The organism is Achromobacter sp. 413638, from assembly GCF_043119405.1.
Lineage (GTDB): Bacteria > Pseudomonadota > Gammaproteobacteria > Burkholderiales > Burkholderiaceae_B > Achromobacter.
The window spans coordinates 19,679-45,459 of the sequence record NZ_JBICCO010000034.1 but is presented as its reverse complement, the minus strand read 5'-3'; the positions used below and the strand labels follow the sequence as shown (position 1 = coordinate 45,459).

General features: G+C 70.5%; 30 protein-coding genes. 17 read left to right on the top strand and 13 right to left on the bottom strand.

Going from position 1 to position 25,781, the window contains the following annotated elements; genetic code table 11:
• Positions 1-28 precede the first annotated feature (28 nt).
• A complete protein-coding gene (locus ACEU5R_RS15720) occupies positions 29-1,384 on the top strand; it encodes an MFS transporter (RefSeq protein WP_392410774.1) in 1,356 nt (451 codons plus the stop codon).
• Here the strand turns inward: ACEU5R_RS15720 and ACEU5R_RS15715 are convergent.
• Together ACEU5R_RS15715 and ACEU5R_RS15710 are read right to left on the bottom strand one after the other, a co-directional pair.
• A complete protein-coding gene (locus ACEU5R_RS15715; protein ID WP_392410773.1) occupies positions 1,305-2,315 on the bottom strand; it encodes an aldo/keto reductase in 1,011 nt (336 codons plus the stop codon). The two genes, ACEU5R_RS15720 and ACEU5R_RS15715, sit on opposite strands and share 80 nt — an antisense overlap.
• A 142-nt stretch (positions 2,316-2,457) precedes the next feature.
• A complete protein-coding gene (locus ACEU5R_RS15710; RefSeq protein ID WP_392410772.1) occupies positions 2,458-3,015 on the bottom strand; it encodes a TetR/AcrR family transcriptional regulator in 558 nt (185 codons plus the stop codon).
• Between the two features lie 64 nt (positions 3,016-3,079).
• Here ACEU5R_RS15710 and ACEU5R_RS15705 point away from each other — a divergent pair, with 64 nt between their 5' ends.
• Both ACEU5R_RS15705 and ACEU5R_RS15700 read left to right on the top strand, forming a co-directional pair.
• Positions 3,080-3,649 carry a carboxypeptidase regulatory-like domain-containing protein gene (locus ACEU5R_RS15705; protein WP_392410771.1) on the top strand — a complete coding sequence of 190 codons (570 nt, stop codon included), beginning with the start codon at positions 3,080-3,082 and terminating at the stop codon, positions 3,647-3,649.
• A gap of 119 nt (positions 3,650-3,768) precedes the next feature.
• On the top strand, positions 3,769-4,284 hold the full coding sequence (locus tag ACEU5R_RS15700) for a hypothetical protein (RefSeq protein ID WP_392410770.1): 516 nt from the start codon (positions 3,769-3,771) through the stop codon (positions 4,282-4,284).
• Positions 4,285-4,373: 89 nt separating this feature from the next.
• Here ACEU5R_RS15700 and ACEU5R_RS15695 read toward each other — a convergent pair whose 3' ends face one another.
• Both ACEU5R_RS15695 and ACEU5R_RS15690 read right to left on the bottom strand, forming a co-directional pair.
• Entirely contained in the window at positions 4,374-4,880 is a 507-nt protein-coding gene (locus ACEU5R_RS15695; protein ID WP_392410769.1) for a DUF523 domain-containing protein, read from the bottom strand.
• 139 nt (positions 4,881-5,019) lie between these two features.
• A complete protein-coding gene (locus ACEU5R_RS15690; RefSeq protein WP_392410768.1) occupies positions 5,020-5,325 on the bottom strand; it encodes a hypothetical protein in 306 nt (101 codons plus the stop codon).
• Positions 5,326-5,441: 116 nt separating this feature from the next.
• On the opposite strand from ACEU5R_RS15690, the gene ACEU5R_RS15685 reads away from it, so the two are divergent.
• On the top strand, positions 5,442-6,236 hold the full coding sequence (locus ACEU5R_RS15685; RefSeq protein WP_392410767.1) for an AraC family transcriptional regulator: 795 nt from the start codon (positions 5,442-5,444) through the stop codon (positions 6,234-6,236).
• Between the two features lie 31 nt (positions 6,237-6,267).
• Here the strand turns inward: ACEU5R_RS15685 and ACEU5R_RS15680 are convergent, their stop codons facing one another.
• Complete coding sequence (locus ACEU5R_RS15680) at positions 6,268-7,827, bottom strand: NYN domain-containing protein (protein WP_392410766.1); 1,560 nt, start codon at positions 7,825-7,827, stop codon at positions 6,268-6,270.
• A gap of 157 nt (positions 7,828-7,984) precedes the next feature.
• Here ACEU5R_RS15680 and ACEU5R_RS15675 point away from each other — a divergent pair, with 157 nt between their 5' ends.
• The 9 genes from ACEU5R_RS15675 (at position 7,985) to ACEU5R_RS15635 (ending at position 15,607) form a co-directional block, all read left to right on the top strand.
• Positions 7,985-8,545, top strand: coding sequence for a GNAT family N-acetyltransferase (locus ACEU5R_RS15675; protein WP_103274711.1), 561 nt, complete (start codon positions 7,985-7,987; stop codon positions 8,543-8,545).
• A 236-nt stretch (positions 8,546-8,781) separates the two neighbouring features.
• Positions 8,782-9,648 (top strand): motility protein A, encoded by an 867-nt coding sequence (locus tag ACEU5R_RS15670; protein WP_103274712.1) that lies wholly within the window; start codon positions 8,782-8,784, stop codon positions 9,646-9,648.
• Positions 9,645-10,574, top strand: coding sequence for a flagellar motor protein MotB (locus ACEU5R_RS15665; protein ID WP_392410765.1), 930 nt, complete (start codon positions 9,645-9,647; stop codon positions 10,572-10,574). Before ACEU5R_RS15670 ends, ACEU5R_RS15665 begins: the two co-directional genes overlap by 4 nt.
• Before the next feature lie 84 nt (positions 10,575-10,658).
• Positions 10,659-11,012, top strand: coding sequence for a YciI family protein (locus ACEU5R_RS15660; RefSeq protein WP_103274714.1), 354 nt, complete (start codon positions 10,659-10,661; stop codon positions 11,010-11,012).
• A 214-nt stretch (positions 11,013-11,226) separates the two neighbouring features.
• Complete coding sequence (locus tag ACEU5R_RS15655; protein WP_392410764.1) at positions 11,227-11,643, top strand: YciI family protein; 417 nt, start codon at positions 11,227-11,229, stop codon at positions 11,641-11,643.
• Between the two features lie 218 nt (positions 11,644-11,861).
• A complete protein-coding gene (locus ACEU5R_RS15650) occupies positions 11,862-12,272 on the top strand; it encodes a VOC family protein (protein ID WP_103274718.1) in 411 nt (136 codons plus the stop codon).
• Positions 12,269-13,597, top strand: coding sequence for an RNA polymerase sigma factor (locus ACEU5R_RS15645; protein ID WP_392410763.1), 1,329 nt, complete (start codon positions 12,269-12,271; stop codon positions 13,595-13,597). The genes ACEU5R_RS15650 and ACEU5R_RS15645 overlap by 4 nt, the downstream gene beginning before the upstream one ends.
• A gap of 23 nt (positions 13,598-13,620) precedes the next feature.
• Complete coding sequence (locus ACEU5R_RS15640) at positions 13,621-14,487, top strand: AraC family ligand binding domain-containing protein (RefSeq protein WP_392410762.1); 867 nt, start codon at positions 13,621-13,623, stop codon at positions 14,485-14,487.
• Between the two features lie 160 nt (positions 14,488-14,647).
• A complete protein-coding gene (locus ACEU5R_RS15635) occupies positions 14,648-15,607 on the top strand; it encodes a DMT family transporter (protein ID WP_392410761.1) in 960 nt (319 codons plus the stop codon).
• Between the two features lie 14 nt (positions 15,608-15,621).
• Here the strand turns inward: ACEU5R_RS15635 and ACEU5R_RS15630 are convergent, their stop codons facing one another.
• The 5 genes from ACEU5R_RS15630 to ACEU5R_RS15610 all read right to left on the bottom strand — a co-directional run bounded on the left by ACEU5R_RS15630 (position 15,622) and on the right by ACEU5R_RS15610 (position 20,320).
• Complete coding sequence (locus ACEU5R_RS15630) at positions 15,622-16,443, bottom strand: IclR family transcriptional regulator (protein ID WP_392410760.1); 822 nt, start codon at positions 16,441-16,443, stop codon at positions 15,622-15,624.
• Positions 16,444-16,571: 128 nt separating this feature from the next.
• On the bottom strand, positions 16,572-17,291 hold the full coding sequence (locus ACEU5R_RS15625) for an SDR family NAD(P)-dependent oxidoreductase (protein WP_392410785.1): 720 nt from the start codon (positions 17,289-17,291) through the stop codon (positions 16,572-16,574).
• A gap of 33 nt (positions 17,292-17,324) precedes the next feature.
• Positions 17,325-18,302, bottom strand: a complete 978-nt coding sequence (locus tag ACEU5R_RS15620) for a tripartite tricarboxylate transporter substrate binding protein (protein WP_392410759.1) — start codon at positions 18,300-18,302, stop codon at positions 17,325-17,327.
• 138 nt (positions 18,303-18,440) lie between these two features.
• On the bottom strand, positions 18,441-18,968 hold the full coding sequence (locus tag ACEU5R_RS15615) for a 2,4'-dihydroxyacetophenone dioxygenase family protein (protein WP_103274723.1): 528 nt from the start codon (positions 18,966-18,968) through the stop codon (positions 18,441-18,443).
• Positions 18,969-19,099: 131 nt separating this feature from the next.
• A complete protein-coding gene (locus ACEU5R_RS15610; RefSeq protein WP_392410758.1) occupies positions 19,100-20,320 on the bottom strand; it encodes a CynX/NimT family MFS transporter in 1,221 nt (406 codons plus the stop codon).
• Positions 20,321-20,482: 162 nt separating this feature from the next.
• Here ACEU5R_RS15610 and ACEU5R_RS15605 point away from each other — a divergent pair, with 162 nt between their 5' ends.
• Positions 20,483-21,388, top strand: a complete 906-nt coding sequence (locus ACEU5R_RS15605; RefSeq protein WP_392410757.1) for a LysR family transcriptional regulator — start codon at positions 20,483-20,485, stop codon at positions 21,386-21,388.
• A gap of 24 nt (positions 21,389-21,412) precedes the next feature.
• Here ACEU5R_RS15605 and ACEU5R_RS15600 read toward each other — a convergent pair whose 3' ends face one another.
• The 3 genes from ACEU5R_RS15600 to ACEU5R_RS15590 all read right to left on the bottom strand — a co-directional run bounded on the left by ACEU5R_RS15600 (position 21,413) and on the right by ACEU5R_RS15590 (position 23,330).
• Positions 21,413-21,838, bottom strand: a complete 426-nt coding sequence (locus ACEU5R_RS15600; RefSeq protein WP_392410756.1) for a GNAT family N-acetyltransferase — start codon at positions 21,836-21,838, stop codon at positions 21,413-21,415.
• 182 nt (positions 21,839-22,020) lie between these two features.
• Positions 22,021-22,803 carry a DNA alkylation repair protein gene (locus tag ACEU5R_RS15595; protein WP_392410755.1) on the bottom strand — a complete coding sequence of 261 codons (783 nt, stop codon included), beginning with the start codon at positions 22,801-22,803 and terminating at the stop codon, positions 22,021-22,023.
• On the bottom strand, positions 22,800-23,330 hold the full coding sequence (locus tag ACEU5R_RS15590) for a MarR family winged helix-turn-helix transcriptional regulator (protein WP_392410754.1): 531 nt from the start codon (positions 23,328-23,330) through the stop codon (positions 22,800-22,802). Before ACEU5R_RS15590 ends, ACEU5R_RS15595 begins: the two co-directional genes overlap by 4 nt.
• 146 nt (positions 23,331-23,476) lie before the next feature.
• Between ACEU5R_RS15590 and ACEU5R_RS15585 the strand changes: the two genes are divergently transcribed.
• Genes ACEU5R_RS15585 through ACEU5R_RS15575 form a run of 3 tightly spaced genes read left to right on the top strand, consistent with a single transcriptional unit; the run spans position 23,477 to position 25,760 of the window.
• Positions 23,477-23,989, top strand: a complete 513-nt coding sequence (locus tag ACEU5R_RS15585; protein ID WP_103274728.1) for a GNAT family N-acetyltransferase — start codon at positions 23,477-23,479, stop codon at positions 23,987-23,989.
• Between the two features lie 42 nt (positions 23,990-24,031).
• Complete coding sequence (locus ACEU5R_RS15580; RefSeq protein ID WP_103274729.1) at positions 24,032-24,517, top strand: DUF6882 domain-containing protein; 486 nt, start codon at positions 24,032-24,034, stop codon at positions 24,515-24,517.
• 22 nt (positions 24,518-24,539) lie between these two features.
• A complete protein-coding gene (locus tag ACEU5R_RS15575; RefSeq protein ID WP_392410753.1) occupies positions 24,540-25,760 on the top strand; it encodes a helix-turn-helix domain-containing protein in 1,221 nt (406 codons plus the stop codon).
• The last annotated feature ends 21 nt before the right edge of the window (positions 25,761-25,781 follow it).

Here is a 25,781-nt window from a genome sequence, read left to right as displayed (position 1 = left end):
CCCGGCCATCCACCAGAGGAGAGCAGACATGGCCAAGCAGAACGTAGCGGCGGTGCGCAGAGTCGTCACCGCCTCGCTGATCGGCGCCACCATCGAGTGGTACGACTTCTTCCTGTACGGCGTCGTCGCCGGCATCGTGTTCAACAAGCTGTACTTCCCCACGGACGACCCGCTGGTGTCGACCATGCTGGCCTATACCACCTTCGCGGTCGGCTTCATCACGCGTCCGCTGGGCGGGCTGATCTTCGGCCACTTCGGCGACCGCATCGGCCGCAAGAGCATGCTGGTGATGACGCTGATGATCATGGGCGTGTCGACCTTCCTGATCGGCCTGGTGCCCACCTACGACAGCATCGGCATCTGGGCGCCCGTGCTGCTGCTGCTCTTGCGCGTGTTCCAGGGCATCGGGCTGGGCGGCGAATGGGGCGGCGCGGTGCTGATGGCCTATGAGTACGCGCCGCCGGAGAAGAAAGGCTTCTACGCCTCGCTGCCGCAGATCGGGCTGGCCATCGGCCTGTGCCTGGCCTCGGGCACGGTGGCGCTGCTGTCCACCCTGCTCACCGACGCGCAGTTCATGGCCTGGGGCTGGCGCGTCGCCTTCCTGGCCTCGGCCGCGATGGTGCTGGTGGGCATGTACATCCGGCTCAACATCAAGGAGACGCCCGAGTTCTCCGAGGTCAAGGCGCGCAACGCCGAGAGCCGCATTCCCTTCTTCGACATGCTGCGGCGCTATCCGGGCAATGTGCTCAAGGGCATGGGCGCGCGCTACATCGACGGCGTGTTCTTCAATGTGTTCGGGGTCTTCTCGATCTCGTACCTGACCCAGACCGTGCAGATCACACGCACGCAGGCGCTGACCGGCGTGATGGCGGCGGCGCTGGTGATGTGCGTGTTCATCCCCTTCTTCGGCCGGCTGTCGGACCGCATCGGCCGCACGCGCGTCTACTTCTGGGGCTCGCTGATCACGGCGGCGGCGTCCTTTCCGGGCTTCTGGCTGATGCTCAACAGCCAGGGCAGCGTGATGCTGGTGTGGCTGGCCATCATCGTGCCCTTCGGCATCTTCTACGCCGCCGTCTACGGGCCGGAGGCCGCGCTGTTCTGCGAGCTGTTCGACGCCAAGGTGCGCTACACCGGCATCTCCTTCGTCTATCAGTTCTCCGGCATCTTCGCCTCGGGCATCACGCCCATCATCGCCACCGCCCTGCTCAAGAGCGGCGGCGGCCAGCCCTGGCTGATCTGCCTGTACGTGCTGTTCGCGGGCCTGGTGTCGGCGCTGTGCGCATGGCTGATCGGACGCGGCGGAGTCAGGCGCGGGGGACCGGCCGGCCGTGGAACGGATAGTTGGGATCGTTGTAGCCGTGGGTGGAAGCGTGACCCGGCGTGACCCAATCGTCCACCAGCGTCTCGTCCTCGGGCGTGATGCGCAGGTCCAGCGCGGCGTAGTCGTCCTGCATCTGCGCCAGCGTGCGCGGGCCGGCGATCACCGAGCTGACCAGCGGATTGGCCAGCACCCAGGCGGTGGCGAAGGGGCCGGGCTGCACGCCGCGCGCGGCGGCATGCTCGACCAGCCGCTGCGCGATCCGCAGCGATTCCTCGCGGAACTCGGTGGCCAGGATGCGGCGGTCGCCACGACCGGCGCGCGTGTCCGCCCCGGGGGCCTGGCCCGGCAGGTACTTGCCCGTGAGCACGCCGCGCGCGATCGGGCTGTACGGCACCACGCCCAGGCCATAGTGGCCGCAGGCGGGCAGGATCTCGACCTCGGGGCCACGGTTGAGCATGTTGTAGTACGGCTGGCAGACCACCGGCTGCGGCACGCCCAGCTGTGCGCACAGCCGGATGACCTCGGCGATGCGCCAGCCTCGGAAGTTCGACAGACCGAAACCGCGCAGCTTGCCGGCGCGGATCAGGTCGCCCAGCGCCCACACGGCCTCTTCCAGGTTTTCCTCGTGGTAGTCGCGGTGCAGGTACAGGATGTCCAGGAAATCGGTGTCCAGCCGCGCCAGGCTGGCCTCGACGCCGCGCACCAGCCACTGGCGCGAATAATGCGCCTGGTTGGGGCCCTGGCCCATGGCGTTGCCGATCTTGCTGGCCAGCACCCAGTCATGGCGCTGGCCCTTGAGCAGCCTGCCCAGCACCTGTTCGGAACGACCGTCGTTATAGACGTCGGCGGTGTCGATGAAATTCACACCCTGTTCGCGCGCCGACGCGACGATGCGCGCGGCCTCGTCGTCCGGCGTCTGTTCGCCGAACATCATGGTGCCCAGGCACAGCGGCGATACGCGGAGATTGCTGTTTCCCAGTCTGCGGTAATTCATGGCGGTTCCCTTGTGGCGTTGCGGGCGGCGTCTGCGCCGGACGGCACATATTGCCAGAAGCCCGCGCCATGGGACGCGCCGGCGCCGAAGCCGTGCCACGCGCCATGCCTGCGTTCAGGGATCCGTCAGTGCGGGCGCAGCGTCAGGCGGGCATGCCCGCCGGCGCCGCGCGGCGGCGCGCGCCGTCCAGCAGCAGGTCCGAGATGAATCCCGACAGCGTCGAGGATTCCTGCCCCGGCGCCTGGCGCACGAAACGTTCGATGATGCCCATCAGCGCATGCGCGAACAGCTCGGCCGAAACCTCGGCGCGGAACAGGCCGGCCTGCTGCTCCAGGCGCACCCTGGCCGCGATCATGCGCGCCAGTTCGTCCTTGAGATCCTCGGCCGAATCGGCCTGGAAGAAGCCGATGCGGGTCAGGTCGGGATTCTCGCGCAGGATGGCCAGCAGGCCGCCGACGCTGGCGCGCACGCGCTCGTCCAGCCCCGAACCCGGCGCGCCGGGCTCGCGCTCCTGGCCGATGATGCCGCGCAGGCGCTTGGCGAACATGCCGACGAGTTCGTCATAGGCCGCCTGCTTGCTGGTGAAATATTGATAGAAGACCGGCTGCGTCACGCCGGCGCGGGCGACAATGTCGCTGATCCGGGTATGCTGGAAGCCGCGTTCGGCGAATTCCGCCGCGGCCACTTCCAAAAGCTGCAATCTGGTGCGTTCGCCTTTCGTCAGGCGCGGGTCTTGCGATAAAGATGGGGGTCGTGCCGTACTCATGAATGGTCTTGCCTTGCTAGTCGCGAGAAAATACTACCTTCGTATTCTTTTGACCACTGTTTCCCTGTATTGCCACACCGCCAATATGTATCGACTGTTGCGTCGACCGTTCCGTCTCCCATTTTTTTCGCTGCGCGCGGCCCTGCTGGCCGCGCCCTTGTTGCTGGGCGGCTGCATTCCGTACCCGGCGTACAAGACGCTGCAGCCGCAGGCCCGCGCCACCGTGGTCGACGAGCAGTCCAGGCCCTTGGCGGACACCCGCGTGATCCTGATCACCTCCTCCTATCCCTATGGCCGGGAACGCTGGCGCGATGAACAGCGCAGCGGCGAGGACGGCGTCGCCTCATTCGAGAATCACAGCGAATGGCGTGCCGAATCGCTGATGATCCATGGCCGGACGATCTTTTTCTGGAACTGGTGCGTGGAGAAACCGGGCTATGCGACCTATCGCACGCTGCTGACGTCGTCGGACGACTTCGACGCGCGGCCGACGATCACGCTGACGCCCGGATCGTCGCAAACTTGCGATGATCCGGGCGCGAGCAAGGACCGTCCGCCCAAGTCCTGAAATCCGCTGAAATGCGGGTAACCATTGACACATCTATTTCCGCGCCGCGGCGGTAAAGTAGCGTCATCGCCACAGTTCTCAGCGCATCGCCGGGCCTGGGCGACTCGGGAGCACGAATCATGAAGCGGTTTTCAGGCCGACTGGTCAGCGCGGCGCTGGCACTGGCCCTGGCAAGTTCGCCAGCCTTCGCCGGCAGGTATCACCATCACGATCACTATCGCGGCGGCAGCGCCAGCGGCTGGTGGATAGGCGGCGCGGTGGCGCTGGCCGCCGCCGGGCTGTACCTGGCGGCCAACTCGGAGCCGAGCTACGCGCAGGCCGGCGTCTACGCGCCCGGCGTGGCCTACACCAGCCCTCCGGTCTATGCCGCGCCGGTCTATTCGGCGCCTGTCTATGCCGCGCCCGCTCCGGTCTACGCGGCCGCGCCGCAACAGTACGCGCCGGTGCAGTATCAACAGCAGAGTCCCGCCGACAATGCGCTGGCCAACGCGTCCACCGATTGCCAGCGCTGGGCCGTCAACCAGAGCGGCTACGACCCGGCCACCATCTCGCAATGGACCACGCAGGTCATGGTGGACTCCTACAACCGCGCGCTGGATTCCTGCATGAACAGCCGCGGCTACCGCGCCAACTGAGGCCCGGCAGGAACACGGGCGGCGCTCAGCGCCGCCACGCCAGCCAGGCGCAGACCCCGATCCCCACGGCCGCCAGCGGCTCGCCCATGTCAGGGTTCCCCGGCGTCTTCCAGCGCCAGCAGGCAGGCCTGCGCCTCGTCCCATTGCTGCTCGCTGAACACCTGCAAGCCCGCTTCGCGCAGCAGCGCGGCCGTCACGCCCTGGCCGGGCTGGCGCTGTCCCTGGAAACGGCCGTCATACACATAGGCGCTGCCGCAGGACGGACTGCCCTGCTTGAGCACGGCGACGCGAATGCCCTGGCGTCGCGCGGCGTCCAGCGCCATGCCGGCGCCCTGCACGAAGGGCGCGGTGACGTCCTCGCCGTTGACCGCGACCACGCGGGCGCGGCCGGCCAGCACGGCGGCGGCATCGGCCCCCGGCTCGATCTCGGCGGGCGGCCTGGGAATGGGCATGCCGCCGGCGACCTCGGGACAGACGGATACGATGCGGCCCTCGGCGCGCCAGCGCGCCAGCACGGGATGATCGACGGGCACCCCGCGGCCGTCGTAGCGCACCGGGTTGCCCAGCAGACAGGAACTGACCAGGACGTATTGCATGAAAGGCACCGGAACCGCGGCAGGCATCGGGGCCCACGCCCCGCGCCCGCCGCAAACCCTGGATGATAGATCAGGGGCGGTTAATGCATCCCGCCACGGGTGCGCGCCCGCGACCGCCGCCAGCCGGCATCTCGCCGCCTTATGCGATCACTTCCCGCGCCCGCGCCGCCACCGTTCCGGTCGCCTCTTGCGCCTCTTGCGCCTCGATCCAGGCCCGCAGCGCCGGATCACGCAGCTGCAATACCTCGAACAGGCCCAGCGCGCGCAAGGCGGGCAAGGCCTCCGCGATGTCGCGCCCGGCGGCCTCGCGGCGCTCCGGCGTGGCGGCGGCGTCGCACCAGGCGCGCGCATTCGCCAGGAACGCGCCCACCGTGCCCTTGCGCACCATCACGCCCTGGAATTCGCCCTGGTTCACATCATCAGGCAATACGTCTTGCGCTTTCATGTCGGCTCCTTGCCGCGCCCGGGCCGCCGTGATGGCGCGCGCTGCGGGCACTGGCGCTACGATAGGCGCGTCGCGCCGGCAAGACTGGCGTATTCTGGTCATTCGATACCCCATTCATGCCAACGCCGACTCCGCCCGCTCCCCTGCTCGATCCCGCCCTGGCGCGTTCCCCGCGCGGTCCGCGCGCCATCGCCGTGCGACGCGATGATGCCGAGCTGCGCGACACCGCCATGCACCGCCACGCGCGCGGCCAGTTGCTGGGCGCGCGCCGGGGCCTGATCACGGTCTATGCCGGCGACCGGCAATGGGTCGCGCCGCCCTCTCAGGCGGTGTGGATTCCTCCAGGCTGGCCGCATGGGCTGCGCTCGCACGGGCCATATTCGGGCTACAGCGTCTACCTGAGCCCGGCGGCCTGCGCCGGCCTGCCGTCGGCGCCGCGCGCACTGGCGGCGTCCGCCCTGCTGCTGGCCGCCGTGGAGCGCGCGGCCGCCTGGGACGGCGATGCGCGGGACGCGCCGCGCCGGCGCGTGGTCGAAGTGATCCGCGACGAGATCGGCGACCAGCCGCAAGCGGCCGACGCCCTGCTGCTACCCGCCGAAGCCCGATTGCAACGGCTGGCGCTGGCCCTGTCGGACGATCCCGCCGACACCCGCACGCTAGCCCAATGGGCTGACTGGATCGGCATGGCGCCGCGCACGCTGGCGCGGCATTTCCTGGCGGAGACCGGCCTGACGCTGAGCGCGTGGCGGCAGCGCGCCCGCCTGATGCGGGCGCTGGAAATGCTGGCGGCGGGCGCCGCCGTGACCACGGTGGCGCTGGACCTGGGCTATGACAACGTCAGCGCCTTCATCGCCATGTTCAAGCGCGAGCATGGCGTGACGCCGGGACGCTACGCGCCGGACGGCGCGTAGCCGACCCTTGCGCCGGGCACAGCGACCGGACTCAGGCGTCCGAGGACGCGGCCGTCTTGCGCGGACGACGCGGACGCGCGGCGGTCTTGCGCGCGGGCTTGGCCTCGTCCGGCGCCGGCGCGTCGGCGGTAGCGGCGGGCGCCGGCGCGGCAACGCCGGCCTTGTCGCCAGTCGCGCCGTCGTCGGCGGCCATGGTGTCGCCCGCCGTCTTGGCGGCCTTGCCCCGGCCGGCGGCGCGGCGCGGGGTCTTGGCGGCGCGCTTGGCGGCCGGTTTCGCGGTCGCCTGGACGGCGGCGGGCGTGTCGGCATCGGCCGAACCATCCTGCGTTGCCTGGCTGTCGTCCTGCGCATGCGCGGCGGCGTCCGAACGCAGGTCCGGCGCGGCTTGCGACGGCCGCGTGGACGCGAAGCCGGCGCTGGCGCGCGATTCGTCTTCCGCTTGCGCCTGCTGGCCTTCCCAGGATTCAGCATCCTCCCACGGCAACACGGGCGTGGCCGCGCGCGCGGCGTCCTGCGCCGGTTCGCGGTCGCCATCCGCCGCCCCATCATCCTGCGCACGCTCGGCGTCACGGCGGCCGCCGCGCTTGCGATCGCGGCCCGACCGGCCCTTGGCGCCCTCCTGCTGGCCGCCGCGCGAACCCCGCGCGGCGCCTTGCGCCGGTTCGGCGGACGCTTCCTGCGCGGCGGCGGCAACGGCCTCATCCGCCGGCTGCAAGGCCGCGGCGCGCACGCCCTGGCGCGGAGCCGGACGGCCATGGGCGCTGTCGCGGTACACATAGGTGCCCGACTTTTCCTCGCGGCCCACGTCCAGGAAGCCGCGCGACTGCGCCTCTTCCAGCAGGTTGCCGAAGGCGCGGAAGCCGTAGTAGGACTCGTTGAAATCGGGCTTGCGCCGCTTGAGCGCGTCCTTCAGCACCGAGGCCCAGATCCTGTCGCCGTCGCCGCGCTCGGCCATGAGCGCGTCGAAGGTCTCGACCACCAGCTCGACCGCCTGGGTCTTGCGGGCTTCCTGTTCTTCCTTGCGGCGGCGCTCCTCTTCCGGCGTGCGGCGCTGGCCGCCGCCGGCGCCACGGCTGTCGCGGCTGTCGCGGCGCGACTCGGCGGCGCGCTGGCCTTCGCGGGCCAGGTCGTCATAGAAGATGAATTCGTCGCAATTGGCGATCAGCAGGTCGGAGGTGGACTGCTTGACGCCCACGCCGATCACCTTCTTGTCGTTCTCGCGCAGCTTGGACACCAGCGGCGAGAAATCGGAATCACCGCTGATGATCACGAAGGTATTGACGTGGGACTTGGTGTAGCAAAGGTCCAGCGCATCCACCACCAGGCGGATGTCGGCGGAGTTCTTGCCGGACTGGCGCACGTGGGGGATTTCGATCAGCTCGAAATTGGCCTCGTGCATGGGGGCCTTGAATTCCTTGTAGCGCTCCCAGTCGCAATAGGCCTTCTTGACCACGATGCTGCCCTTGAGCAGCAGGCGTTCCAGCACCGGCCGGATGTCGAACTTCTGGTAGCGGGTATCGCGCACGCCCAGCGCCACGTTCTCGAAGTCGCAGAAAAGCGCCATGCTGACGTTTTCGTTGGGGGTATTCACAGTCTTTCTCCAATGCCGCGACGGCCGCGCGGACGCGTCGCTCAGGCCGTCATGATATACATTTCCCCTGGCCGCGCCCCCTTTTCCCGCCTGCTATCCCTCGCCGTCGCATTCCCGCCATTACACGCCGCGCCCGGCGCCACGCCCGCCCCGTCCCATGTCCGCCCCAGACCTGCCCGTCCTGCACACCCCCCGCCTGATCCTGCGCCCGCTGGCGCGCGAAGACGCCGACGCCATCCAGCGCCTGTTTCCGCAATGGGAAGTGGTGCGCTACCTGGCCGACCAGATTCCCTGGCCCTATCCGCCCGACGGCGCGCGCCACTTCGTCGAGAACCTGGCCCTGCCCGCCATGGCGCGCGGCCAGCAGTGGCATTGGTCGATCCGCGAGCAGGCCGCGCCCGAGGCGCTGATCGGCGTGATCAGCCTGATGGACGACGAGCCGGACAATCATCGCGGCTTCTGGCTGGCGCCGGCCTGGCAGGGCCGGGGCTACATGAGCGAGGCCTGCGAGGCCGTGACCGGTTACTGGTTCGAGACGCTGGGCAAACCGCTGCTGCGCGCGCCCAAAGCCGCGCCTAACGCCGCCTCGCGCCGCATCTCCGAGAAATCCGGCATGCGGCTGCTGCGCACCGAGGAACGCGGCTATGTCAGCGGCCGCCATCCGAGCGAGCTGTGGGAAATCAGCCGCGAGGAGTGGCTGGCGCGCCGCAACCGCTGACGCCAGGGGCTGGCCTTGCGGACGGACGGCCGGCGCGGGCGGCTCCGGCGACTGCGCGCCTTCACATGCGTCCCTGATTTACTCACGGAGTCCTTGCTCCCCGCCGCCAGCGCCAAGCCGCCGCTTACCGCCCTTTTCGCCCCGTTTTCCCGCCGATTGAAGGCGGCCCGCCCTGGCTAGAATGCCCCAGCATCCAGCGCTGCGTCCGCGCAGCGCCTTCCCTTCGGGCCAGATCCATGAATCCGTCTACCGTCATCGGGGCCGCCGTCGGCCTGCTCACCCTGATCATCGTGGTGGCGCTGTCCGCCACCAACCCCGGCATGTATTTCAATCTGCCGGGCCTGGCCATCGTGCTGGGCGGCACCTGCGCCGCGCTCTTCATCGCCTACCCGCTGTCCGAGGTGGTGCGCGTGTTCAAGCTGGTGCGCACCGTGTTCCGCAACGACCAGCACGACCAGCAGCGCGACATCGACGAGCTGGTGAACATGGCCCAGCTGTGGATGAACACCGACGTGCACAAGGTCGAACAGGAGCTGAAGAAGGTCTCGAACCCCTTCCTGCGCACCGGCGTGCAGCTCATCATCGACAACACCCCGGAAGACCAGATCATCGAGCTGTTGCAATGGCGCGTGGCGCGGCTGCGCGCGCGCGAACAGGCCGAGGCGCAGATGTTCCGCGTCATGGCCACCTTCGCCCCGGCCTTCGGCATGTTGGGCACGCTGGTGGGCCTGATCAACCTGATGGCCATCCTGGGCGACGGCAGCATGCAGACCATCGGCCAGCAGCTGGCGATCGGCCTGATGACCACGTTCTACGGCATCCTGCTGGCCAACCTGGTGTGCAAGCCCATCGCGGTCAAGCTGGAGCGCCGCACCGCCCGCCGCGTCGAATCCATGAACATGGTGCTGCAAGGCATCGCCATGATGTGCGAGAAGCGCGGCCCGGCCGTCGTGCGCGAGACCCTCAATTCCTTCGTCATGCACGTCGAGGACGAGATCTATGACGGCGGCGCCCCCGCCGCGCAGCCGGCCAGGACCGAAGGCCAAGTCAAGGCCGGCGCCCGTCCCGTGTCCATCGCCCGCCCCGCCGCCGCGCGCCAATGAGCCTGATTTCTCCCTCCCTGGCGCAGCGGATCGAACAGGCCCGCCAGGCCCAGCTGCGCGCGCAGAAGGCCGCCGAGAACAGCGGCTGGCGCATGAGCCAGAGCAAGAGCGCCGGCGGCAAGGACCGCTACGCGCGCTGGCACGTGGACGAGGCGATCGAGCAGGATTCCGAGAACTGGCTGCTGAGCTACCTGGACCTGATCACGCTGCTGCTGGCCATGCTGGTGGTGATGCTGGCCATCTCGCGCCTGCACGGCTTCCCCGGCGAGAGCAAACCGGTCGAGCTGGTCGGCTCGCTGGCCGCCAGCGGCCTGCCCGCCTACGACGGCGAATATTCCGAGTTCGACAAGGTCGCCATTCCGCCCGAATGGGCCGCGCCCGAGGCCACGGCCCAGGCGGCCGCGCCGGCCACGGCAAGCGACGGCGAGATCGTCGCCGAGGCCGCCCCGCCGCTGAAGGCCCCGTCCAAGGAGTCGCTGGGACTGGCCGACCTGGGCAAATCGGTGGACGTGATCGTCAACGAGCAGTCGGTGAGCTTTCGCATCAGCAACGAGCTGCTGTTCGCCTCGGGCCAAGCCACGCTCAGCCCCGCCGGGCTGGACGTGATCAAGCGGCTGGCGGCGATCCTGAACAAGAACGAGTACCAGGTCTCGGTCGAGGGCCACAGCGACACGGTGCCGATCCAGACCCGCCAGTTCGCCTCGAACTGGGAGCTGTCCAGCAGCCGCGCCACCAGCGTGCTGCGCGAGCTGGTGCGCGACGGCGTGTCCGCCGGCCGCCTGCGCGCGGTGGGCTATGCCGAAACGCGACCCATCGAGAGCAACGAAACGCCGGCCGGCCGCGCCGCCAACCGCCGCGTCGAGCTGATCATGGACATCACGCAGCCGCCCAAGGCCGCGCCGGCGCCCGCGCCGGCCAAGTCCTGAGCGGCGGCGGGCGGCGGCGCCTCTCGCCGCCGGCCGCGAACGGCGCTAAGCTGGCGGCCTGCCCTGCGCCAGGAACCTCCCTCCATGTCCTATCTGCTCCTGATCGTCGAACCGGTCGGCCAACGCGCCGAGCGCACGCCCGAACAAGGCCGCGAGGCCTATGGCGCCATGCTGCGCTATGCCGAAAGCCTGAACGAGCGCGGCCTGCTGCAACGCGCCGAATCGCTGAAATCCGACGCCGAGGGCGTGCGGCTGCGCGTGCGCGACGGCGAGCGCAGCGTGGTCGACGGCCCCTTCGCCGAGGCCAAGGAAATGATCGGCGGCTTCTTCCTGCTGGATTGCGACACGCGCGAGGAAGCGCTGGCGCTGGCCGCCGAATGCCCGGCCGCCGCCTGGGCTACCGTGGAAGTGCGCGAGCTGGGCCCCTGCTTTCTTTGAGTCGGCTTCGACCACGCGATTGAAGCCTTGGCGACCCTTCCCGACTGCGGCGGCATCGGTCTAGCATCCGTGGCAGCCCCAACCGCCATCCAGGGGTTTACCCTAGGAATACAAGCGGACAGTCGATCTGCATCCTCTCCGTTCGTCGTGTCAGTACAAGCCCGAATCCAAGCCCGGATCCGGGCTTGGATCTTTCCCTCCCGGAGACTCAGAAATGCGATTCATGATCATGGTCCGCGCCACCGCCGACAGCGAAGCCGGCCGCATGCCCGAAGAAAGCCTGCTTGCCGCGATGGTGAATTACCACGAGGCCTTGTCCAAGGCCGGCGTGCTGCTGGACGCCAACGGCCTGCTGCCCTCGTCCAGGGGCTGGCGCGTCCACTACGATGCCCAGGGCGAACGCAAGGTGCTGGACGGCCCCTTCGCCGAAACCAAGGAGCTGATCGCCGGCTACACCATGATCCAGGCCCGCTCACGCGAGGAAGCCATGCAATGGGCGCTGCGCTTTCCCTCGCCCTTCCCCGGCCAGCCCTGCTCGGTCGAGGTGCGGCAGCTGTATGAGCTGGAGGATTTCGCGCCCAGTCCCGCCATCGAACGGTTCCGCGACATCCCGGGCAACGGACAACAATAGAAGTCCCCGAAGTAGAAGCCCCCCCCGAGCGCTGCGCGCTCCCCCCAGGGGGCGTCGCTACGGACCGGAGGGCGAAGCCCACCCGTGCAGCGCTAGGCGCTTCTGCCCTCAAGGGCGTCGCTGCGGACCGGCAAAGCCGGCTCCGCGCGACCTCGGTCCGGGGCGAGCCGGGCGTATGAATACCGTTTTTCCTTCGACATCAGACACCAGGAATTGCCATGCACAAGCATATGTTCGTCAACCTGCCGATCCGCGACATGAAGAAATCGCAGGCCTTCTTCCGCAGCGTGGGCTATGAGTTCAATCCGCAGTTCACCAATGACCAGGGCGCCTGCCTGGTCGCGGGCGAGAATCTGTTCGTGATGCTGCTGGTCACGGACTTCTTCAAGACCTTTACCGGCAAGCCGGTGGCCGACGCCCACCAATCCACCGAGGTGCTGGTGGCGCTGTCCTGCGACAGCCGCGCCCATGTCGACGAGCTGGTGGCCCGCGCGCGTGCCGCCGGCGGCGCGGTGCCGCGCAGCCCGCAGGATCTCGGCTTCATGTATTCGCACGGCTTCGAGGACCTGGACGGCCACGTTTGGGAGCTGGTGTACATGGAGCCGGGCGCGGTGCCGCCGCAGGCATGAGGGGCAACAAGCCCTCGGCCGACGCCGGCGCGCCGGACAGTCCGGCCGCGCTGGCCACCCACCGCGCCATCGAGGCGGTCTGGCGGATCGAGGCCGCCAGCGTCATCGCCGGCGTGGCGCGGCTGGTGCGCGACGTCGGCCTGGCCGAGGAGCTGGCGCAGGACGCGTTGGTCGCCGCGCTGGAGCGCTGGCCCGCGTCCGGCGTGCCCGACAATCCCGGAGCCTGGCTCATGACCACCGCCAAGAACCGCGCCCGCGACCGCTTGCGGCTGGAGGCGCTGCACAGCCGCAAGCACGAGCAGATCGGCCACGAGCTGCAGGCGCTGGAGGCCGACGTGGAACCGGATTTCGTCGACGCGCTGGACGCCGCGCGCCAGGACGATATCGGCGACGATCTGCTGCGGCTGATCTTCACGGCCTGCCATCCGCTGCTGTCCACCGAGGCGCGCGTGGCGCTGACGCTGCGGCTGCTGGGCGGCCTGTCGACGACCGAGATCGCGCGCGCCTTCCTGGCCTCCGAGTCCACCATCGCGCAACGCATCGTGCGCGCCAAGCGCAGCCTGTCCGCCGCGCGCGTGCCGTTCGAAGTGCCCGGCCCGGCCGAGCGCGCCGCGCGGCTGGCCTCGGTGCTGGAAGTTATCTACCTGATCTTCAACGAAGGCTATTCGGCCACATCGGGCGAGAATTGGACACGGCCCGCGCTATGCGACGAGGCGCTGCGCCTGGGCCGCATCCTGGCGCAATTGGCGCTCGGCGACAGCGAGGCGCACGGCCTGGTCGCGCTGATGGAGCTGCAGGCCTCGCGCCTGGCCGCCCGCGCCGACGCCCAGGGCCGGCCGGTATTGTTGATGGACCAGGACCGCGGCCGCTGGGATCCGCTGCTGATCCGGCGCGGGCTGGCCGCGCTGGCGCGCGCCGAATCGCTGGGCGGCGCGCTCGGCCCTTACGCGCTACAAGCGGCGCTGGCGGCCTGCCATGCCCGCGCCCGTCGCGCCGAGGATACCGACTGGCCGCGCATCGTGGCGCTGTACGACGCGCTGGTCCAGGCCATGCCCTCGCCGGTGGCCGAGTTGAACCGGGCGGTGGCGGTCGGCATGGCCTTCGGCCCGCAGGCCGCGCTGGACCTGGTCGACGCGCTGGAGGCCGAGGGCGCGCTGGCCAATTACCACTGGCTGCCCAGCGTGCGCGGCGACCTGCTGGCCAAGCTGGGCCGGCATGCAGAGGCGCGCGAGGCCTTCGAACGCGCCGCCGGCATGACCCGCAACGCCCGCGAACGCGAGCTGCTGCTGGCCCGCGCGGCGCAGATGCGGGACGGCCCGGCCTGACGCGCGCGTGCTTAAATGCCGTCATGCGCCCCGTTCCCGCTGCCCCCGACGAACCCGCGCCCGCCATGGCGGGCGTGCCGGACGCATTCGACCATCCGGACGACCGCGCCGAGTTCCGACGGCCCGGTCACCGGCCCGGCGTGGAGTTGTACCGCGCCCACATCATCCGCCACGCCTTCGAACCCCACACCCACGACGCCTTCGGGCTGGGCGCCATCGAATCCGGCGTGGAGCGCTTCCGCTACCGTGGCGCCGATCACCTGGCGCCGTCCGGCTCGGTGGTGCTGATGAATCCCGATGAACTGCACACCGGCCGCGCCGAGACCGAGGGCGGCTGGCGCTACCGCATGGCGTACATCGACGCCGACGTGGTCGCGCGCGTGACGGGCGAGGACGGCTGGTGGTTCGACACTGCCGTGGGCCTGGACACTGCCAGCGCCACGCGCGTCACCGCCCTGCTCGACACCCTGTGGCGCACGCGCGAGCCGCTGGCCTTCGACAGCGCCCTGCACGCGCTGCTGGCCGAGTTCCGCCGCCACGCCCGCGTGCCGCGCCCGGTCCGCGCCGAGGGCGCGCCGCGCTTCGCGCCCGTCATCGACTACATGCGCGCGCATCTGTCGCGCCGGCTGACGCTGGAAGAGCTGGCGCGCGAGGCCGGCCTGAGCCCCTTCCATTTCCTGCGCAGCTTCCAGGCGCATTGCCACGCCACGCCGCAGCAGATGCTGATGGCGCTGCGCCTGTTCGAGGCCAAGCGCCGCCTGGCCGCCGGCGAACCGCCCGCCCAGGTCGCGCTGGCGGCTGGCCTGACCGACCAGGCCCACCTGACGCGGGCCTTCGCCCGGCGCTACGGCGTCACGCCCGCGCGCTACCAGAAGCAGATGCGCGCCTGAGACCGCAGATCGCCGAACAGGCGCGGGTGCCGCGCCGGCGCTGCCGACGCGGTCGCGGGAATGCGCCGCCAACGCCCGCGCAGCAATCTGGTACAAGACCGCCCTCTCCTGCCGCCGATAGACTGGCCGCGTTTTCCTTGTCTGGAACCGGAGTGATTCTATGTGGGCTGGAACCCTGTACGCCCTGGCCGCCGGCCTGATGTGGGGGCTGGTGTTCGTGGGCCCGCTGCTGCTGCCCGAGTATCCGGCGGCCTTGCAATCGGTGGCGCGCTACCTGGCCTTCGGCCTGATCGCCCTGCCGCTCGCCTGGCTGGACCGGCGCGCGCTGCGCCAGCTGGGCCGTGCCGATTGGATCGAGGCGCTGAAGCTGGCCGCCATCGGCAACCTGCTGTACTACCTGTGCCTGGCCAGCGCCATCCAGCGCGCCGGCGGGCCGGTGCCCACCATGATCATCGGCACGCTGCCGGTGGTGATCGCGGTCAGCGCCAACCTGCGCAACGCGCGCCGTGACGGGCGGCTGCCCTGGAAGCGGCTGGCGCCGTCGCTGGCGCTGATCGCGCTGGGCATCGCCTGCGTCAACCAGGTCGAGCTGCAGGCGCTGCGCCAGGATCCGGACGCCGACCTGGGCCGTTACGCGCTGGGCGCGCTGCTGGCGCTGGCCGCCGTGGCCTGCTGGACCTGGTATCCGCTGCGCAACGCCGACTGGCTGCGCGCCCATCCCGACCGCAGCCCGCGCACCTGGGCCACCGCCCAGGGCGTGGCCACGCTGCCGCTGGCCCTGGCCGGCTACGCGCTGCTATGGACCGGCATGGCGGCGACCGGCAACGCCTTTCCCATGCCGCTGGGCCCGCGCCCCGAAGTGTTCCTGGCACTGATGGCCGCCATCGGCCTGTTCGCGTCGTGGCTGGGCACGCTGTGCTGGAACGAGGCCAGCCAGCGCCTGCCGACCGCGCTGGTCGGGCAGTTGATCGTGTTCGAGACGCTGGCGGCGCTGGCCTATGCCTACATGCTGCGTGGCCAGATGCCGCAGCCGCTGACATTGATCGGCATCGGCTGCCTGATCGTGGGCGTGTTGCGCGCCGTGCGCGTCAAGCCCGAGCCGGTGGCGGCGCAGGCCTGAGCGGCGGCAGCATATCAGGCGTAGGCCAGGTTGGGATTCTCGGCCAGGCGCTGGCCGATCGCCGCGCAGGCGCGCAGCAGCGGCGCCACGTAGCTGGCCTGGATGTCTGGCCTCTGCCGGAACGCCAGCGTGCTGACGCTGACGGCGGCCACCGGCCGGCCGCCGGCATCGCGCACCGCCGCGCCGAAGCAGTGGATATCCTGCTCGTTCTCCTGCGCGTCCGTAGACCAGCCGCAGGCGCGCACGTCCAGCAGCTGCTTGCGCAAGGCAGCGGCGTCGGCGATGGTCTGCGGCGTCTGCCGCTCGTAGCCGATCTGGCCCAGCAGCGGCTCGGCCGCGTCGGGCGCCAGCGCCGCCAGGTAGGCCTTGCCCACGGCGGTGGAATGCAGGCACACGCTGGTGCCGATGCGCGAGGCCATCTGCACCGCGCTGGGGCTTTCCAGTTTCTCGATATAGACCATGCACAGGCCCGAGGGCACGGCCAGATGCACGGTTTCGCCGGTTTCGTCGCGCAGCGCGCGCAGGGCGTCGCGCGCGGCCGTACGCAGGCCCGAGCGGCTCCAGCTGCGGCTGGCCAGCTGCACCAGGCGATGGCCCAGCGTCCAGCTGCGGGTCGCGCCGATCTCCACCAACAGCCGCTCGGCAGTCAGCGCCGCCACGATCCGGTGCACGGTGGGACGTGGAAAACCGGTGGCCTTGGCGATCTCGGCGATGCCCACGGGCTCGGGATTGTCCGCCACCCATTGCAGCACGCGCATGAACTTGGAAAACGCGGCGGTGCCAGCGACGCCATTGTCGGCGGTGTTGGAAGCGGAAGCGGGCGTGGCGGAAGACATGCGAGGAACCTGTGTATCCGGGCGCGGCTGCGGCCGCGCGGATAAAAAAAGCGGACGGAAAGGCGGGACAGCATAACCCGCCGCTCACGCCCGCGCGGCCTTGCTGCCTGTCGAGGCTGAAAACGACGCTAGGCCACCATGTATCCCCCGTCCACCGGCAGCACCACGCCCGTCATGAAAGCGGCAGCTGGCGTGCACAGGAACACCGCCGCCCGCGCCACATCCTCGGGAGTGCCCCAGCGCGCCAGCGGCGTGCGCGCCAGAATGGGCCCGGCGCGGGCCGGGTCGTCCTGCAGCGCCTGGGTCAGCGGCGTGGCGATCCAGCCGGGCGCCACCGCGTTGACGCGGATGCCGTCCGGCGCGTAGGCGATCGCCAACGACTTGGTCAGCTGCCCCACCCCGCCCTTGCTGGCGGCGTAGCCGGGCACCAGTCCGCCGCCGAAGAACGTCAGCATGGACGCCGTGTTGACGATGCAGCCGCGCGCCGCCTTCAGCGCGGGCCGCGCGGCGGCGCAGACCCGCATGGTGCCGGTCAGGTTCACGTCCAGCACCTGCTGGAACACGTCCGGATCGTGCTCCTGGCCGCGCTTGATGATGCCGGCGCAGTTGAACAGGATATCGAGGCGGTCGAAGTCGGCCAGCGCCGCGTCCACGTCGTGCTGGCGCGTGACGTCGGCCTGGCGCGTGCGCACCGAGGCGTCCAGCGTGCCATCGCCCGGCCCCAGGCCCAGCGCCACCACCCGGGCGCCCATCGCCGCCAGTTGGTTGGCGATGGCCGCGCCGATACCCTGGGTGGCGCCGGCCACCAGGGCCGTCCTGCCCGCGAGAATGTCCTGCCGATACGTCATGTCCATCGCTTGCATGCCTTCCTCGCGCCGGACTCAGTTCTTCATGGGCAGCGTCTTCACCAGTTCGGTGAAGACGGCCGCGTCACGCGTCATGTTGTCGCGAAAGCCCTTGTCGTCGGCATAGGAGAAGCCCAGGTACTGCTTCTCCAGGACCTCGCGGAAGGCGGGCTCGTCGATCGCTTTGCGCGACTCGGCCTTGAGATACGCCAGGACTTCCGGCGGCAGGTTCTTCGGCCCGGCGATGCCGCGCCAGGTGCCCAGGCTCAGATCTATGCCCATTTCCTTGAACGTGGGCACCTTGGCGAAGTTCTTCACGCGCTGGTCCGCCATCACGCCCAGCATCTTCAGCTTGCCGGCGAGCACGTACTGCGCCACCTCGGCCGGGCTGACGGCCACCGCGTCCACGTGCTTGCCCAGCAAGGCCTGCACGGCCGGGCTGGCGCCCTGGAACGGGATGTGGTTGAACTCGATGCCGGTCTTTTCCCCAAGCGCCGCCGCCGCGAAGTGCCAGATCGAGCCGTTGCCGGCATTGCCCACCGACACCTTGCCCGCCGTCTTCCTGGCGTCGGCCAGGAACTCCTGCAGCGTGTTCCAGGGCGCGTCCGCGTGCACGGTGATGGCGGCCGGATCGGCGTTGAACTGGATGATGGGCTGGATGTCGTCCTGGTTGAACTTCGCCAGCCCCATGGGCTTGAGCGTGACCAGCTCCACCGTCACCACAGCGAGCTTGTAGCCGTCGGGCTTGGCGTTGATCATCTCGGTCCAGCCGATGGCGCCGCTGGCGCCGGGCTTGTTCAGCACCACGATGCTGCGCGGAATGTGCGTGCGGGCCGCCTCGGCGAAGGCGCGCGCCACGCCGTCGGTGCCGCCGCCGGGCTGGAACGGCACGATCAGCTCGATCTGCCGGCTGGGAAAATCCGCCGCCACGGCCGGCCCGCCGAACAACGCCAGCGCGGCCATCGCCGCCGCGCCGCGCGCCAGGACGCGGCGCCGCATATTGTGCTCACTCATCTTGTCTCCCTTGCTCTTTGGTCTTGTGCTGTGGTGATGCGCGGCACGGATCCGGACGAAGCATGGCCGGACGGCCGCGCGGGCGGCGCCTGCAATGCGGCGGCTGGCGTGCGGCGCCACGGCGCCAGCCGGACTGGATCAGCGGATGAACTGGTCGGCGTAGCCGGCGCCCAGGCCGACTGCCTCGAAGTGCTTGCGGCACATGTCGATCTTGGTGAACACGTCCTCGAAGCCCATGCCCTTGCCCCAGGGATCCGTGTAGTACATGACGCCGTTGACCTGGAAGTACGTGATCATTTCCTCGACGTCCTCGGGCACATAGAGCGTGTGGGTCTCGCCGGGCGGCTCGAACACATAGCTGCCTTCCACGGCCTCCCAGTCATGTTCCAGGTAGCGCCAGCGTCCCTTGAGCACGAAGCCATGCACCGCCTGCGGATGGCGGTGGCGGCTCAGCACGCCGGACTTGCGGACCCTGAGCAGGTTCATCCAATAGCCTTGGCTGGCGTTCAGACAGAGCGGCCGGAACCACACGTTCTCGGCCTGCGGCACCCACAGGCGCTCGTCCTGCGGGATCGCGTGAGGCACCACGATCTCCGGCAGCGCGTCCGGCGGATTCGGGTACTGGTAAGGCATCAAGGGAGTCTGGTCGGGTGTCTCTACGGGCATGTTTTTATCCATATTGTGGACAATAATTCACAATATGGATAATTGTAAGCAGCCCAAGCCGCGCGGGAATTGATGAAAACCCGTAGCGGCCAGGACTGGACTTCGTGTGAGCGCCCCTGCGGGACAGCACACTAGAGCCGCGCCGCGTGCGACGCGCGCCGGCCCAGGCGGCGCAGCCCCCAGGCGATCAGCAGGCCGCCCGCGCCGGCCGCGACCACCACCCAGGCGGCGCTGGGCCAGCCGTGGCGATCGATCACGGCGCCCACCGTGACCGGCCCGATCACCTGGCCCAGGTTGCTGCCTTGCATGACCAGGCCGACCGAGGCCGCCGCCAGCGCCGGCCTGGGCGCCAGCAGCGGCGCCGAGCCCAGCAGCGTGGCCGGGATCAGGCCGCCAACGGCCGAAAACGCCACGCACAGCAGGAAGATCGTCATGGCCGGCGCGCCCGAGCGGAAGATCAGCAAGGCGATCAGGGCCATCGATGCGCAGGCGATCGCGATCAGCGTCGAACGCCGCCAGCCGCGCGCCAGCAGCATGCCCGCCCCCAGGTTGCCGATAACGTTGGCGACGGTGGCGATGGCGCTGTACAGGCCGGCCTGCGCCAGCGACAGTCCGAGCCGCTCCATCAGCAGCACCGGCAGGAAGCTGAACAGCGCGAAGAACATCAGGCTGTACAGCATGAAGGTCAGCGACAGCAGCACCGGACCGGCCGTGCCCAGCGTGTCGATCGTGTCCTGCCGCAGGCCGCGCCAGGACAGGCTGGCGCCGGCGGCGGACGGTGGCGCCAGCAGCGCCACGCAGGCCAACGCCAGCAGCGCCGCCGCGCCCGCGCACCACCAGTACGCATGCCAGTCCGCGAACGCCTGCGAGGCCAGCATGGCGACGGCCATGCCCCCCGGCATGTAGCAGCTCCACAGCGCGAAGGCCAGGTCGCGCCGCGCCGGCGTCACCAGCCGCTGCAAGGCCGCCGGCCCCGCCACGGTGATCATCAGGAAACCCAGCCCTTCGAGCACGCGCGATGCCAGCAGCGCGCCGTAGCCCGGCGCCGCCGCGCCCGCGGCCGTGCCCAGCGCGGTGGCCGCCAGCCCCAGCAGCAGCATGCGGCGCGCGCCGAAGCGTGCGATCACGCCGCCGGCCGCGATGCCGCCGACCATGCCCAGCACCGAGAACACCGCCGTCAGCGAACCGACGGCGGCCAGGTCCAGCCCCATGTCCCGCCGCAACAGCGGCGCGGCGATGATGACCTTGCCCACTTGCAGCGCCGCCACCACGCCCGCGCCCACGATGGCCAGCACCGCCGCCCAGCGCGTGCCCACCGGCGTCCCGCCCTGCCCGTCGCCTGTGCGCCGCATGCCCTGCTCCGTCTCCCGCGCCCGGGCCGTCCGGGTCTCGTGCTGGTCCATCGCCGCCTTCTGTGTCCGCGTATCGAAGCCGCCAGCATGCCCGTCCGTGGCGATCCTGTTAAGTGATAATCTTTTGACGCAACCGATCGATTCCATAGATCACTGACGCCCATGCTGGACGCCCTCACCCTGGACCAATTGCGCGTGTTCGCCGCCGTGGCCGACGCCGGCAGCTTCCGCGCCGCCGCCCGCCAGCTGTCGCGGGTGCAGTCGGCCGTCAGCCATGCCATCGCCAACATGGAATCCGAACTGGGCGTGTCGCTGTTCGACCGCCAGGGCAGGCGTCCCGTCATGACGCCGCAGGGCCAGGCACTGCTGGCCAATGCCCGCGACATCCTGCTGCGGGTCGACGCCATGCGGGCGCGCGCGCAGGGGCTGGGCGAAGGCGTCGAACTCGAACTGCCGCTGGTCGTCGATACGCTGTTTCCCATCGCCCACGTGGGCGCCGCGCTGTGCCGCATGCGCGCGGCCTACCCGTCGGTGGCGCCGCGCGTCACGGTGCTGCCGCTGGGCGGCCCGATCGCCGCCCTGCTGGACCGCAGCCACGCCCTGGGCATCATCGCCGGCGAGCATTTCCGCGACCCGCGCATCGCGGTGCAGGCGCTGTCCTCGGTGCAGATGGTGGCGGTGGTCGGCGCCGGCCATGCGCTGGCCGGCCGCGTCGTCGCCGGGCAGATGCTGGAGCCGGCCGAGCTGGCCGACCATGTGCAGATCGTGCAGACCGATGCCTCGCCGTTGAGCCAGGGCCGCGATTTCGCCGTGCTGTCGCCGCAGACCTGCCGCGTCAGCGGCCAGGACACCAAGCACGCCATGATCCTGGCCGGCCTGGGCTGGGGCCGGCTGCCGCTGTGGCAGGCCGAGCGCGACCTGGCCGAGGGCCGGCTGCTGCGACTGCCCACCAGCAGCCTGGGCCGGGGCAGCCAGGTCGCCGTCGAGACCTATCTGGCGCATCGCATCGACCAGCCGCTGGGACCGGCGGCACGGGCGTTCAGGGAAGCGTTGCAGACGCTGGCCTGAGCCCTGTTGCCTCGAAGAGCGGCGTCATGCGCGCTTCATCAGGTACTTCGGCGATTCCTCATACCCCTGGCGGTAATAGAAACGGTGCGCGTCGACGCGGCGCTCGTGGCAATGCACCTCGATGCGGTCGCAGCCGCGCTCGCGCGCCAGCCGCGCGGCCGTCTCTTCAAGCTCGCGACCCACGCCCAGGCCGCGCGCCGCCTCGCTGACGCAGAAATACGTGATGCGGCAGAAGTCGCCCGGCAAGGCCAGCTGCACGATGAAATGCAGGCCGATGAAGCCCTGCACGCCGCCGTCCCCGGCTTGCGCGACCAGCAGGCGCGCGTCCGGATGCGCGGCGATGCGCGCGATCTTGTCGGCGCAAAAATCCTCCGTGCCGGGATAGCCCAGTTCGCCCAGCAATGCGGCGATCGCCGCGGCGTCCTTGATTTCCGCGTCCCGGATGCGCATGGCCCGATCTCCAAAAAACGCAGACGATATGACGCCCGCATGTCCGCCGCATGACCGGCGCCGGGCAGCGCGAACGCCGCTCAGGCGACGCCGTCATGCGCGTGTAATGTGGCGAACAATGCCCGACTCGCGGCTTTGCAAGCCGAAGCCTGAGCGCCGCCCTGGCCACGGCGGCGCCAGCCTCAGGCGCCGACCGTGCGCAGCGCGCGCCTGCAGATCCGCAGTGTGGCCTCGGCCGGCGCGTCGGCCTGCCAGCGCGCGCATACGCCGCGCACCCAATCCGGCTGGTCCTTGCTGGCGTCGTTCAGCCAGTTAGCCACCGAGTCCTGCACATATACCGAGGGATCGGCGCGCAGCGGCGCCAGCAAGGGCAAACCGATCCCGGGATCGGCCTTGAGTTCAGCGATGTGCGCGCACCACACGCCGCGCGGACGCAGCGACTCGCTGGCGAAGCGGCGCAGGCGCTCCGACGGTTCCTTGGTCCACGGCGTCAGCAAGGCCACAGAGCGCCGCAGTTCCACCGCCAGTCCGGGACGCAGCGCCATCCAGACCCATTCCCTGACGCCGAAGTGCGCGTCGTCCGCCAGCGGCCGGATCAGGCGCAGCCGCGCTTCCAGGTCCAGGCCCGGCATCGCGCCCGCCATGAAGCAGGCCCAGCCGCGCACCGTGTCGGACGCGTGCCCGCGCAGCGCGTCGAAGCCGGCCGGCCCCAGGCGCTCCAGCATCAGGGCGCCGGCCAGCGCCATGCGCCGGGAAATGCCCTGCGCCGACGCCGCGCGCATAGCGGCGGCCGCATCGGCGCCGGCCTGCGGCACGGCGGCCGCCATCAGCGCGGCGAAATCCACCGCCAGGCACTCGGTCAGGTTGGACGCCGGTGCGCCGGCGTCCAGCTGCGCGCGCCGCGCCGGGCTGATATCCTGCACGCCGCGTCCGGCGGCGGGCGTCTTGGCTGCCTTCCTGCTCATCGCGCCACCTCCTGCAACGCCGCGCGGCCGCTGTCCGTGGCGCGCCAGACCTTGCCCAGCAATTCGCCCAGCCGCTTGCGCTCCGCCGGGGACAGGGCTTCGAACAGCCCGCCTATCCATTGCGTGTGCTCGGCGAACAGCTTCGTCGCAATGGCCTTGCCCTTTGCACTCAACAGCACCCGCACCCGCCGCCTGTCGACGTCATCGGCCTCGCGCCACAGGAAGCCGTCGCGCTCCAGCCCATCGAGCAGGCCGGTAACGGTGGCGCGCGTGACACCGGCGCGCTCGGCCAATTCATGCGGCGACAGGCCGCCGGACTGGCCGTGCAACAGGAACAGCAACACGAATTTGCCTTCGGACAGGCCGCGCGGCGCCAACCGCGCCGCGCAATCGCGGTCGATCGCGCCGGCCGTGGCCAGCAGCTGGAAGCACAGGCGCACGCCGTCCGCCGACGGCAGCCTCCGGCGCGCCGACTCGTTCAGCAAAGCGTGGTGCTTGGGTTCCAGCATGCCGTCCGGACTGTCCATGTACCGCTCCTCAAAAAATAAGAAGGCAGCATATCATATGGCAGCTAATTATATTTCCAAGGACCGATGCAGGTGACAGCCGGCAACGGCAAGGTCTGCTATCCTCGCCGCAACAGATACCCAGATCGCCCGCGCCAGCCCGGTTCATGCCCATCATCACTGTCCCAGCCGAACGTCCGCCGGTTGCCCTGCGCCGCATGTGCGTGGACGACGTGCCCATGCTGCTGGCCCTGGAGTCCGACCCCGAGGTCATGCGCTACAGCACCGGCGTCAAGCCGGCCACCGAGGCGCGCCGCCGCGAACTGCTGGACTGGCTGCGCGAGGCGCCCGGCAAGCTCGGCCACTGGGCCGTGGTGGCCGACGGCGACGCGGTCGGCTGGGCCAGCCTGACGCCATTGCCCGGCACCGACCGCATCCAGCTCGCCTACCGGCTGCAACGGCGCGCCTGGGGCCGGGGCTGCGCCACCGCAGCCGGCCGCCAGCTGTGCGACTATGCCTGGCGCATGCTGGATGTCGCGGCCCTGTCCGCCGTCGCCTGGCCGGACAACCTGGCCTCGCGGCGCGTGCTCGAAAAACTCGGCTTCGTCCAGGCCGGCACAGAAACGCACTACGGGCGCGACACCGTGGCCTATCTGCTGCCGCGTCCGGCCTCGGCCTGACCCACGCCATCACTCTTACCCCTTTCCTGGAACCATCCACTCATGACCGACGCCCACAACACCGCCCCCGCCGACCCCCGCGTCTATATCGCGCAGAGCCTGGAAGGCATGAAGGCCGCCACCGCCGCCCATTGCGGTTCCTGGCACCTGGACCAAGCCGAGCGCTGGTCGGTGGACATGGACGAAGGGCTGATCCGCTTCGTGCTGCCCGACGGCATGCATGCCTCGGCCCCTGTCCAGATCGTCGGCACCACCAACAGCGACGACGGATCCTTCCTGTGGGGTTGGGATCACCCGTCCGTGCCGCCGGAACTGGCCGAACACGCCGAGCTGGCGCGCGCCTTCGGCGAAGCCCATGGATTGCCCGAGTACAGCAATCGAAAAGTCGAATGCGACGACATGCGGGCCTGGGAATTCGCCGCCGTGGCCATGCGCCTGGGCGGCGCCAGCGGCACCTATCGCGGACAGGCGTCGGAAACCGCCTGCGTGTGGATGACCTTTGGCGCCGTGACCCTGTCCCAGGGCTGACGCCGCCGCGCCGGGACATTCCATGGACGCGCCCCTGGCCGCCGCCGCCCGCGCGCTTGCCGCGGGCGATCCGCTGGGCGCGCTGCACCATGTCGCGCTGCGCGGCGACCCACCGGCGCTGGCGCTGCGCGGCATCGCCCTGGCCCAGCTGGGCGACCTGGAACGCGCCCGCGCCCTGCTGCGGCGCGCGGCCCGCGCGTTCCGCCCGGAGCAGGAGCTGGCGCGGGCGCGTTGCGAGTTGGCCGAGGCCGATGTGGCGCTGGCGATGCGCGACCTGGACTGGCCCGACGAAACGCTGGAATCCACCCGCCAGGCCCTGCTGCGGCACGGCGACCTCGCCAACGCCGCGCATGCCCGGCTGCTGCATGCGCGGCGCCTGCTGCTGCTGGGCCGTGCCGACGACGCCGCCGTCGCCATCGCGGGCTGGGATCAGGCGCCGCTGCCCGCCGCCGCGCGGGCGGTGCATGCCTTGGCCGCCGCCGGCATCGCGCTGCGCCGCCTGCAGGCAGAACCCGCCCGGCTGGCGCTGGCCCAGGCCCGGGCCGCCGCGCGCGAATCCGGTATCGGCGCGCTGCAAGCCGAGGCCGATGCGCTGTCGCGCCTGCTGGAGGCCCCGGCGGCCAGGCTGACCCACCACGGCGCGCAGCGCCTGCTGCGCCTGGACGAAGTCGAGGCGCTGATGGCCTCGGACGCGCTGGTGGCGGACACCGCCCGCCAGGCGCTGCGCAGTCCCATGGCCACGGTGGACCTGTCGCGGCGGCCGGTGCTGTTCGCGCTGGCGCGCCAGCTGGCCGAGGCCTGGCCCGGCGACGCGCCGCGCGAGGCGCTGATCGCCGCCGTCTTCCGCCTGCGGCGGCCCGACGAGACCCATCGCGCCCGGCTGCGGGTGGAGGCCGGCCGGCTGCGCGTCGCGCTCAAGGGCCTGGCCGAGGTCCGGGCCAGCCGCCGGGGCTATGCGCTGGCCCTGCCACCCGGCTGCGAAGCCGTGACGCTGGCCCCGCCCGACGAAAGCGCCCACCCGGAACTGCAAGCCCTGCTGGCGGACGGCCAGCCCTGGTCCAGCGCCGCGCTGGCCCTGGCGCTGGGCGCCAGCCAACGTTCGGTGCAGCGTGCCCTGGAAACCCTGGCCGCCGCCGGCCAGGCCCAGCCGCTGGGACAGGGGCGCGCGCGCCGCTGGGCCGCGCCGCCGCCGCCCGGATGCGCGACGGTTTTGTTACTCCCGCCGCTGCCGCCGGCGGACTAGCATGGCTCCATTCCCATCCGG

Excerpts from the sequence above, each read along its gene's own strand:
- ACEU5R_RS15625 (WP_392410785.1), bottom strand. The coding sequence starts at position 17,291 with ATGACGTATCGGCAGGACATTCTCGCGGGCAGGACGGCCCTGGTGGCC.
- ACEU5R_RS15635 (WP_392410761.1), top strand. The coding sequence starts at position 14,648 with ATGTGGGCTGGAACCCTGTACGCCCTGGCCGCCGGCCTGATGTGGGGG.
- ACEU5R_RS15695 (WP_392410769.1), bottom strand. The coding sequence starts at position 4,880 with ATGCAATACGTCCTGGTCAGTTCCTGTCTGCTGGGCAACCCGGTGCGC.
- ACEU5R_RS15685 (WP_392410767.1), top strand. The coding sequence starts at position 5,442 with ATGCCAACGCCGACTCCGCCCGCTCCCCTGCTCGATCCCGCCCTGGCG.
- ACEU5R_RS15705 (WP_392410771.1), top strand. The coding sequence starts at position 3,080 with ATGAATGGTCTTGCCTTGCTAGTCGCGAGAAAATACTACCTTCGTATT.
- ACEU5R_RS15645 (WP_392410763.1), top strand. The coding sequence starts at position 12,269 with ATGAGGGGCAACAAGCCCTCGGCCGACGCCGGCGCGCCGGACAGTCCG.
- ACEU5R_RS15700 (WP_392410770.1), top strand. The coding sequence starts at position 3,769 with ATGAAGCGGTTTTCAGGCCGACTGGTCAGCGCGGCGCTGGCACTGGCC.
- ACEU5R_RS15600 (WP_392410756.1), bottom strand. The coding sequence starts at position 21,838 with ATGCGCATCCGGGACGCGGAAATCAAGGACGCCGCGGCGATCGCCGCA.
- ACEU5R_RS15620 (WP_392410759.1), bottom strand. The coding sequence starts at position 18,302 with ATGAGTGAGCACAATATGCGGCGCCGCGTCCTGGCGCGCGGCGCGGCG.
- ACEU5R_RS15610 (WP_392410758.1), bottom strand. The coding sequence starts at position 20,320 with ATGCGGCGCACAGGCGACGGGCAGGGCGGGACGCCGGTGGGCACGCGC.
- ACEU5R_RS15575 (WP_392410753.1), top strand. The coding sequence starts at position 24,540 with ATGGACGCGCCCCTGGCCGCCGCCGCCCGCGCGCTTGCCGCGGGCGAT.
- ACEU5R_RS15650 (WP_103274718.1), top strand. The coding sequence starts at position 11,862 with ATGCACAAGCATATGTTCGTCAACCTGCCGATCCGCGACATGAAGAAA.
- ACEU5R_RS15720 (WP_392410774.1), top strand. The coding sequence starts at position 29 with ATGGCCAAGCAGAACGTAGCGGCGGTGCGCAGAGTCGTCACCGCCTCG.
- ACEU5R_RS15605 (WP_392410757.1), top strand. The coding sequence starts at position 20,483 with ATGCTGGACGCCCTCACCCTGGACCAATTGCGCGTGTTCGCCGCCGTG.
- ACEU5R_RS15715 (WP_392410773.1), bottom strand. The coding sequence starts at position 2,315 with ATGAATTACCGCAGACTGGGAAACAGCAATCTCCGCGTATCGCCGCTG.
- ACEU5R_RS15690 (WP_392410768.1), bottom strand. The coding sequence starts at position 5,325 with ATGAAAGCGCAAGACGTATTGCCTGATGATGTGAACCAGGGCGAATTC.
- ACEU5R_RS15665 (WP_392410765.1), top strand. The coding sequence starts at position 9,645 with ATGAGCCTGATTTCTCCCTCCCTGGCGCAGCGGATCGAACAGGCCCGC.
- ACEU5R_RS15670 (WP_103274712.1), top strand. The coding sequence starts at position 8,782 with ATGAATCCGTCTACCGTCATCGGGGCCGCCGTCGGCCTGCTCACCCTG.
- ACEU5R_RS15630 (WP_392410760.1), bottom strand. The coding sequence starts at position 16,443 with ATGTCTTCCGCCACGCCCGCTTCCGCTTCCAACACCGCCGACAATGGC.
- ACEU5R_RS15655 (WP_392410764.1), top strand. The coding sequence starts at position 11,227 with ATGCGATTCATGATCATGGTCCGCGCCACCGCCGACAGCGAAGCCGGC.
- ACEU5R_RS15580 (WP_103274729.1), top strand. The coding sequence starts at position 24,032 with ATGACCGACGCCCACAACACCGCCCCCGCCGACCCCCGCGTCTATATC.
- ACEU5R_RS15590 (WP_392410754.1), bottom strand. The coding sequence starts at position 23,330 with ATGGACAGTCCGGACGGCATGCTGGAACCCAAGCACCACGCTTTGCTG.
- ACEU5R_RS15585 (WP_103274728.1), top strand. The coding sequence starts at position 23,477 with ATGCCCATCATCACTGTCCCAGCCGAACGTCCGCCGGTTGCCCTGCGC.
- ACEU5R_RS15595 (WP_392410755.1), bottom strand. The coding sequence starts at position 22,803 with ATGAGCAGGAAGGCAGCCAAGACGCCCGCCGCCGGACGCGGCGTGCAG.
- ACEU5R_RS15640 (WP_392410762.1), top strand. The coding sequence starts at position 13,621 with ATGCGCCCCGTTCCCGCTGCCCCCGACGAACCCGCGCCCGCCATGGCG.
- ACEU5R_RS15675 (WP_103274711.1), top strand. The coding sequence starts at position 7,985 with ATGTCCGCCCCAGACCTGCCCGTCCTGCACACCCCCCGCCTGATCCTG.
- ACEU5R_RS15615 (WP_103274723.1), bottom strand. The coding sequence starts at position 18,968 with ATGCCCGTAGAGACACCCGACCAGACTCCCTTGATGCCTTACCAGTAC.
- ACEU5R_RS15660 (WP_103274714.1), top strand. The coding sequence starts at position 10,659 with ATGTCCTATCTGCTCCTGATCGTCGAACCGGTCGGCCAACGCGCCGAG.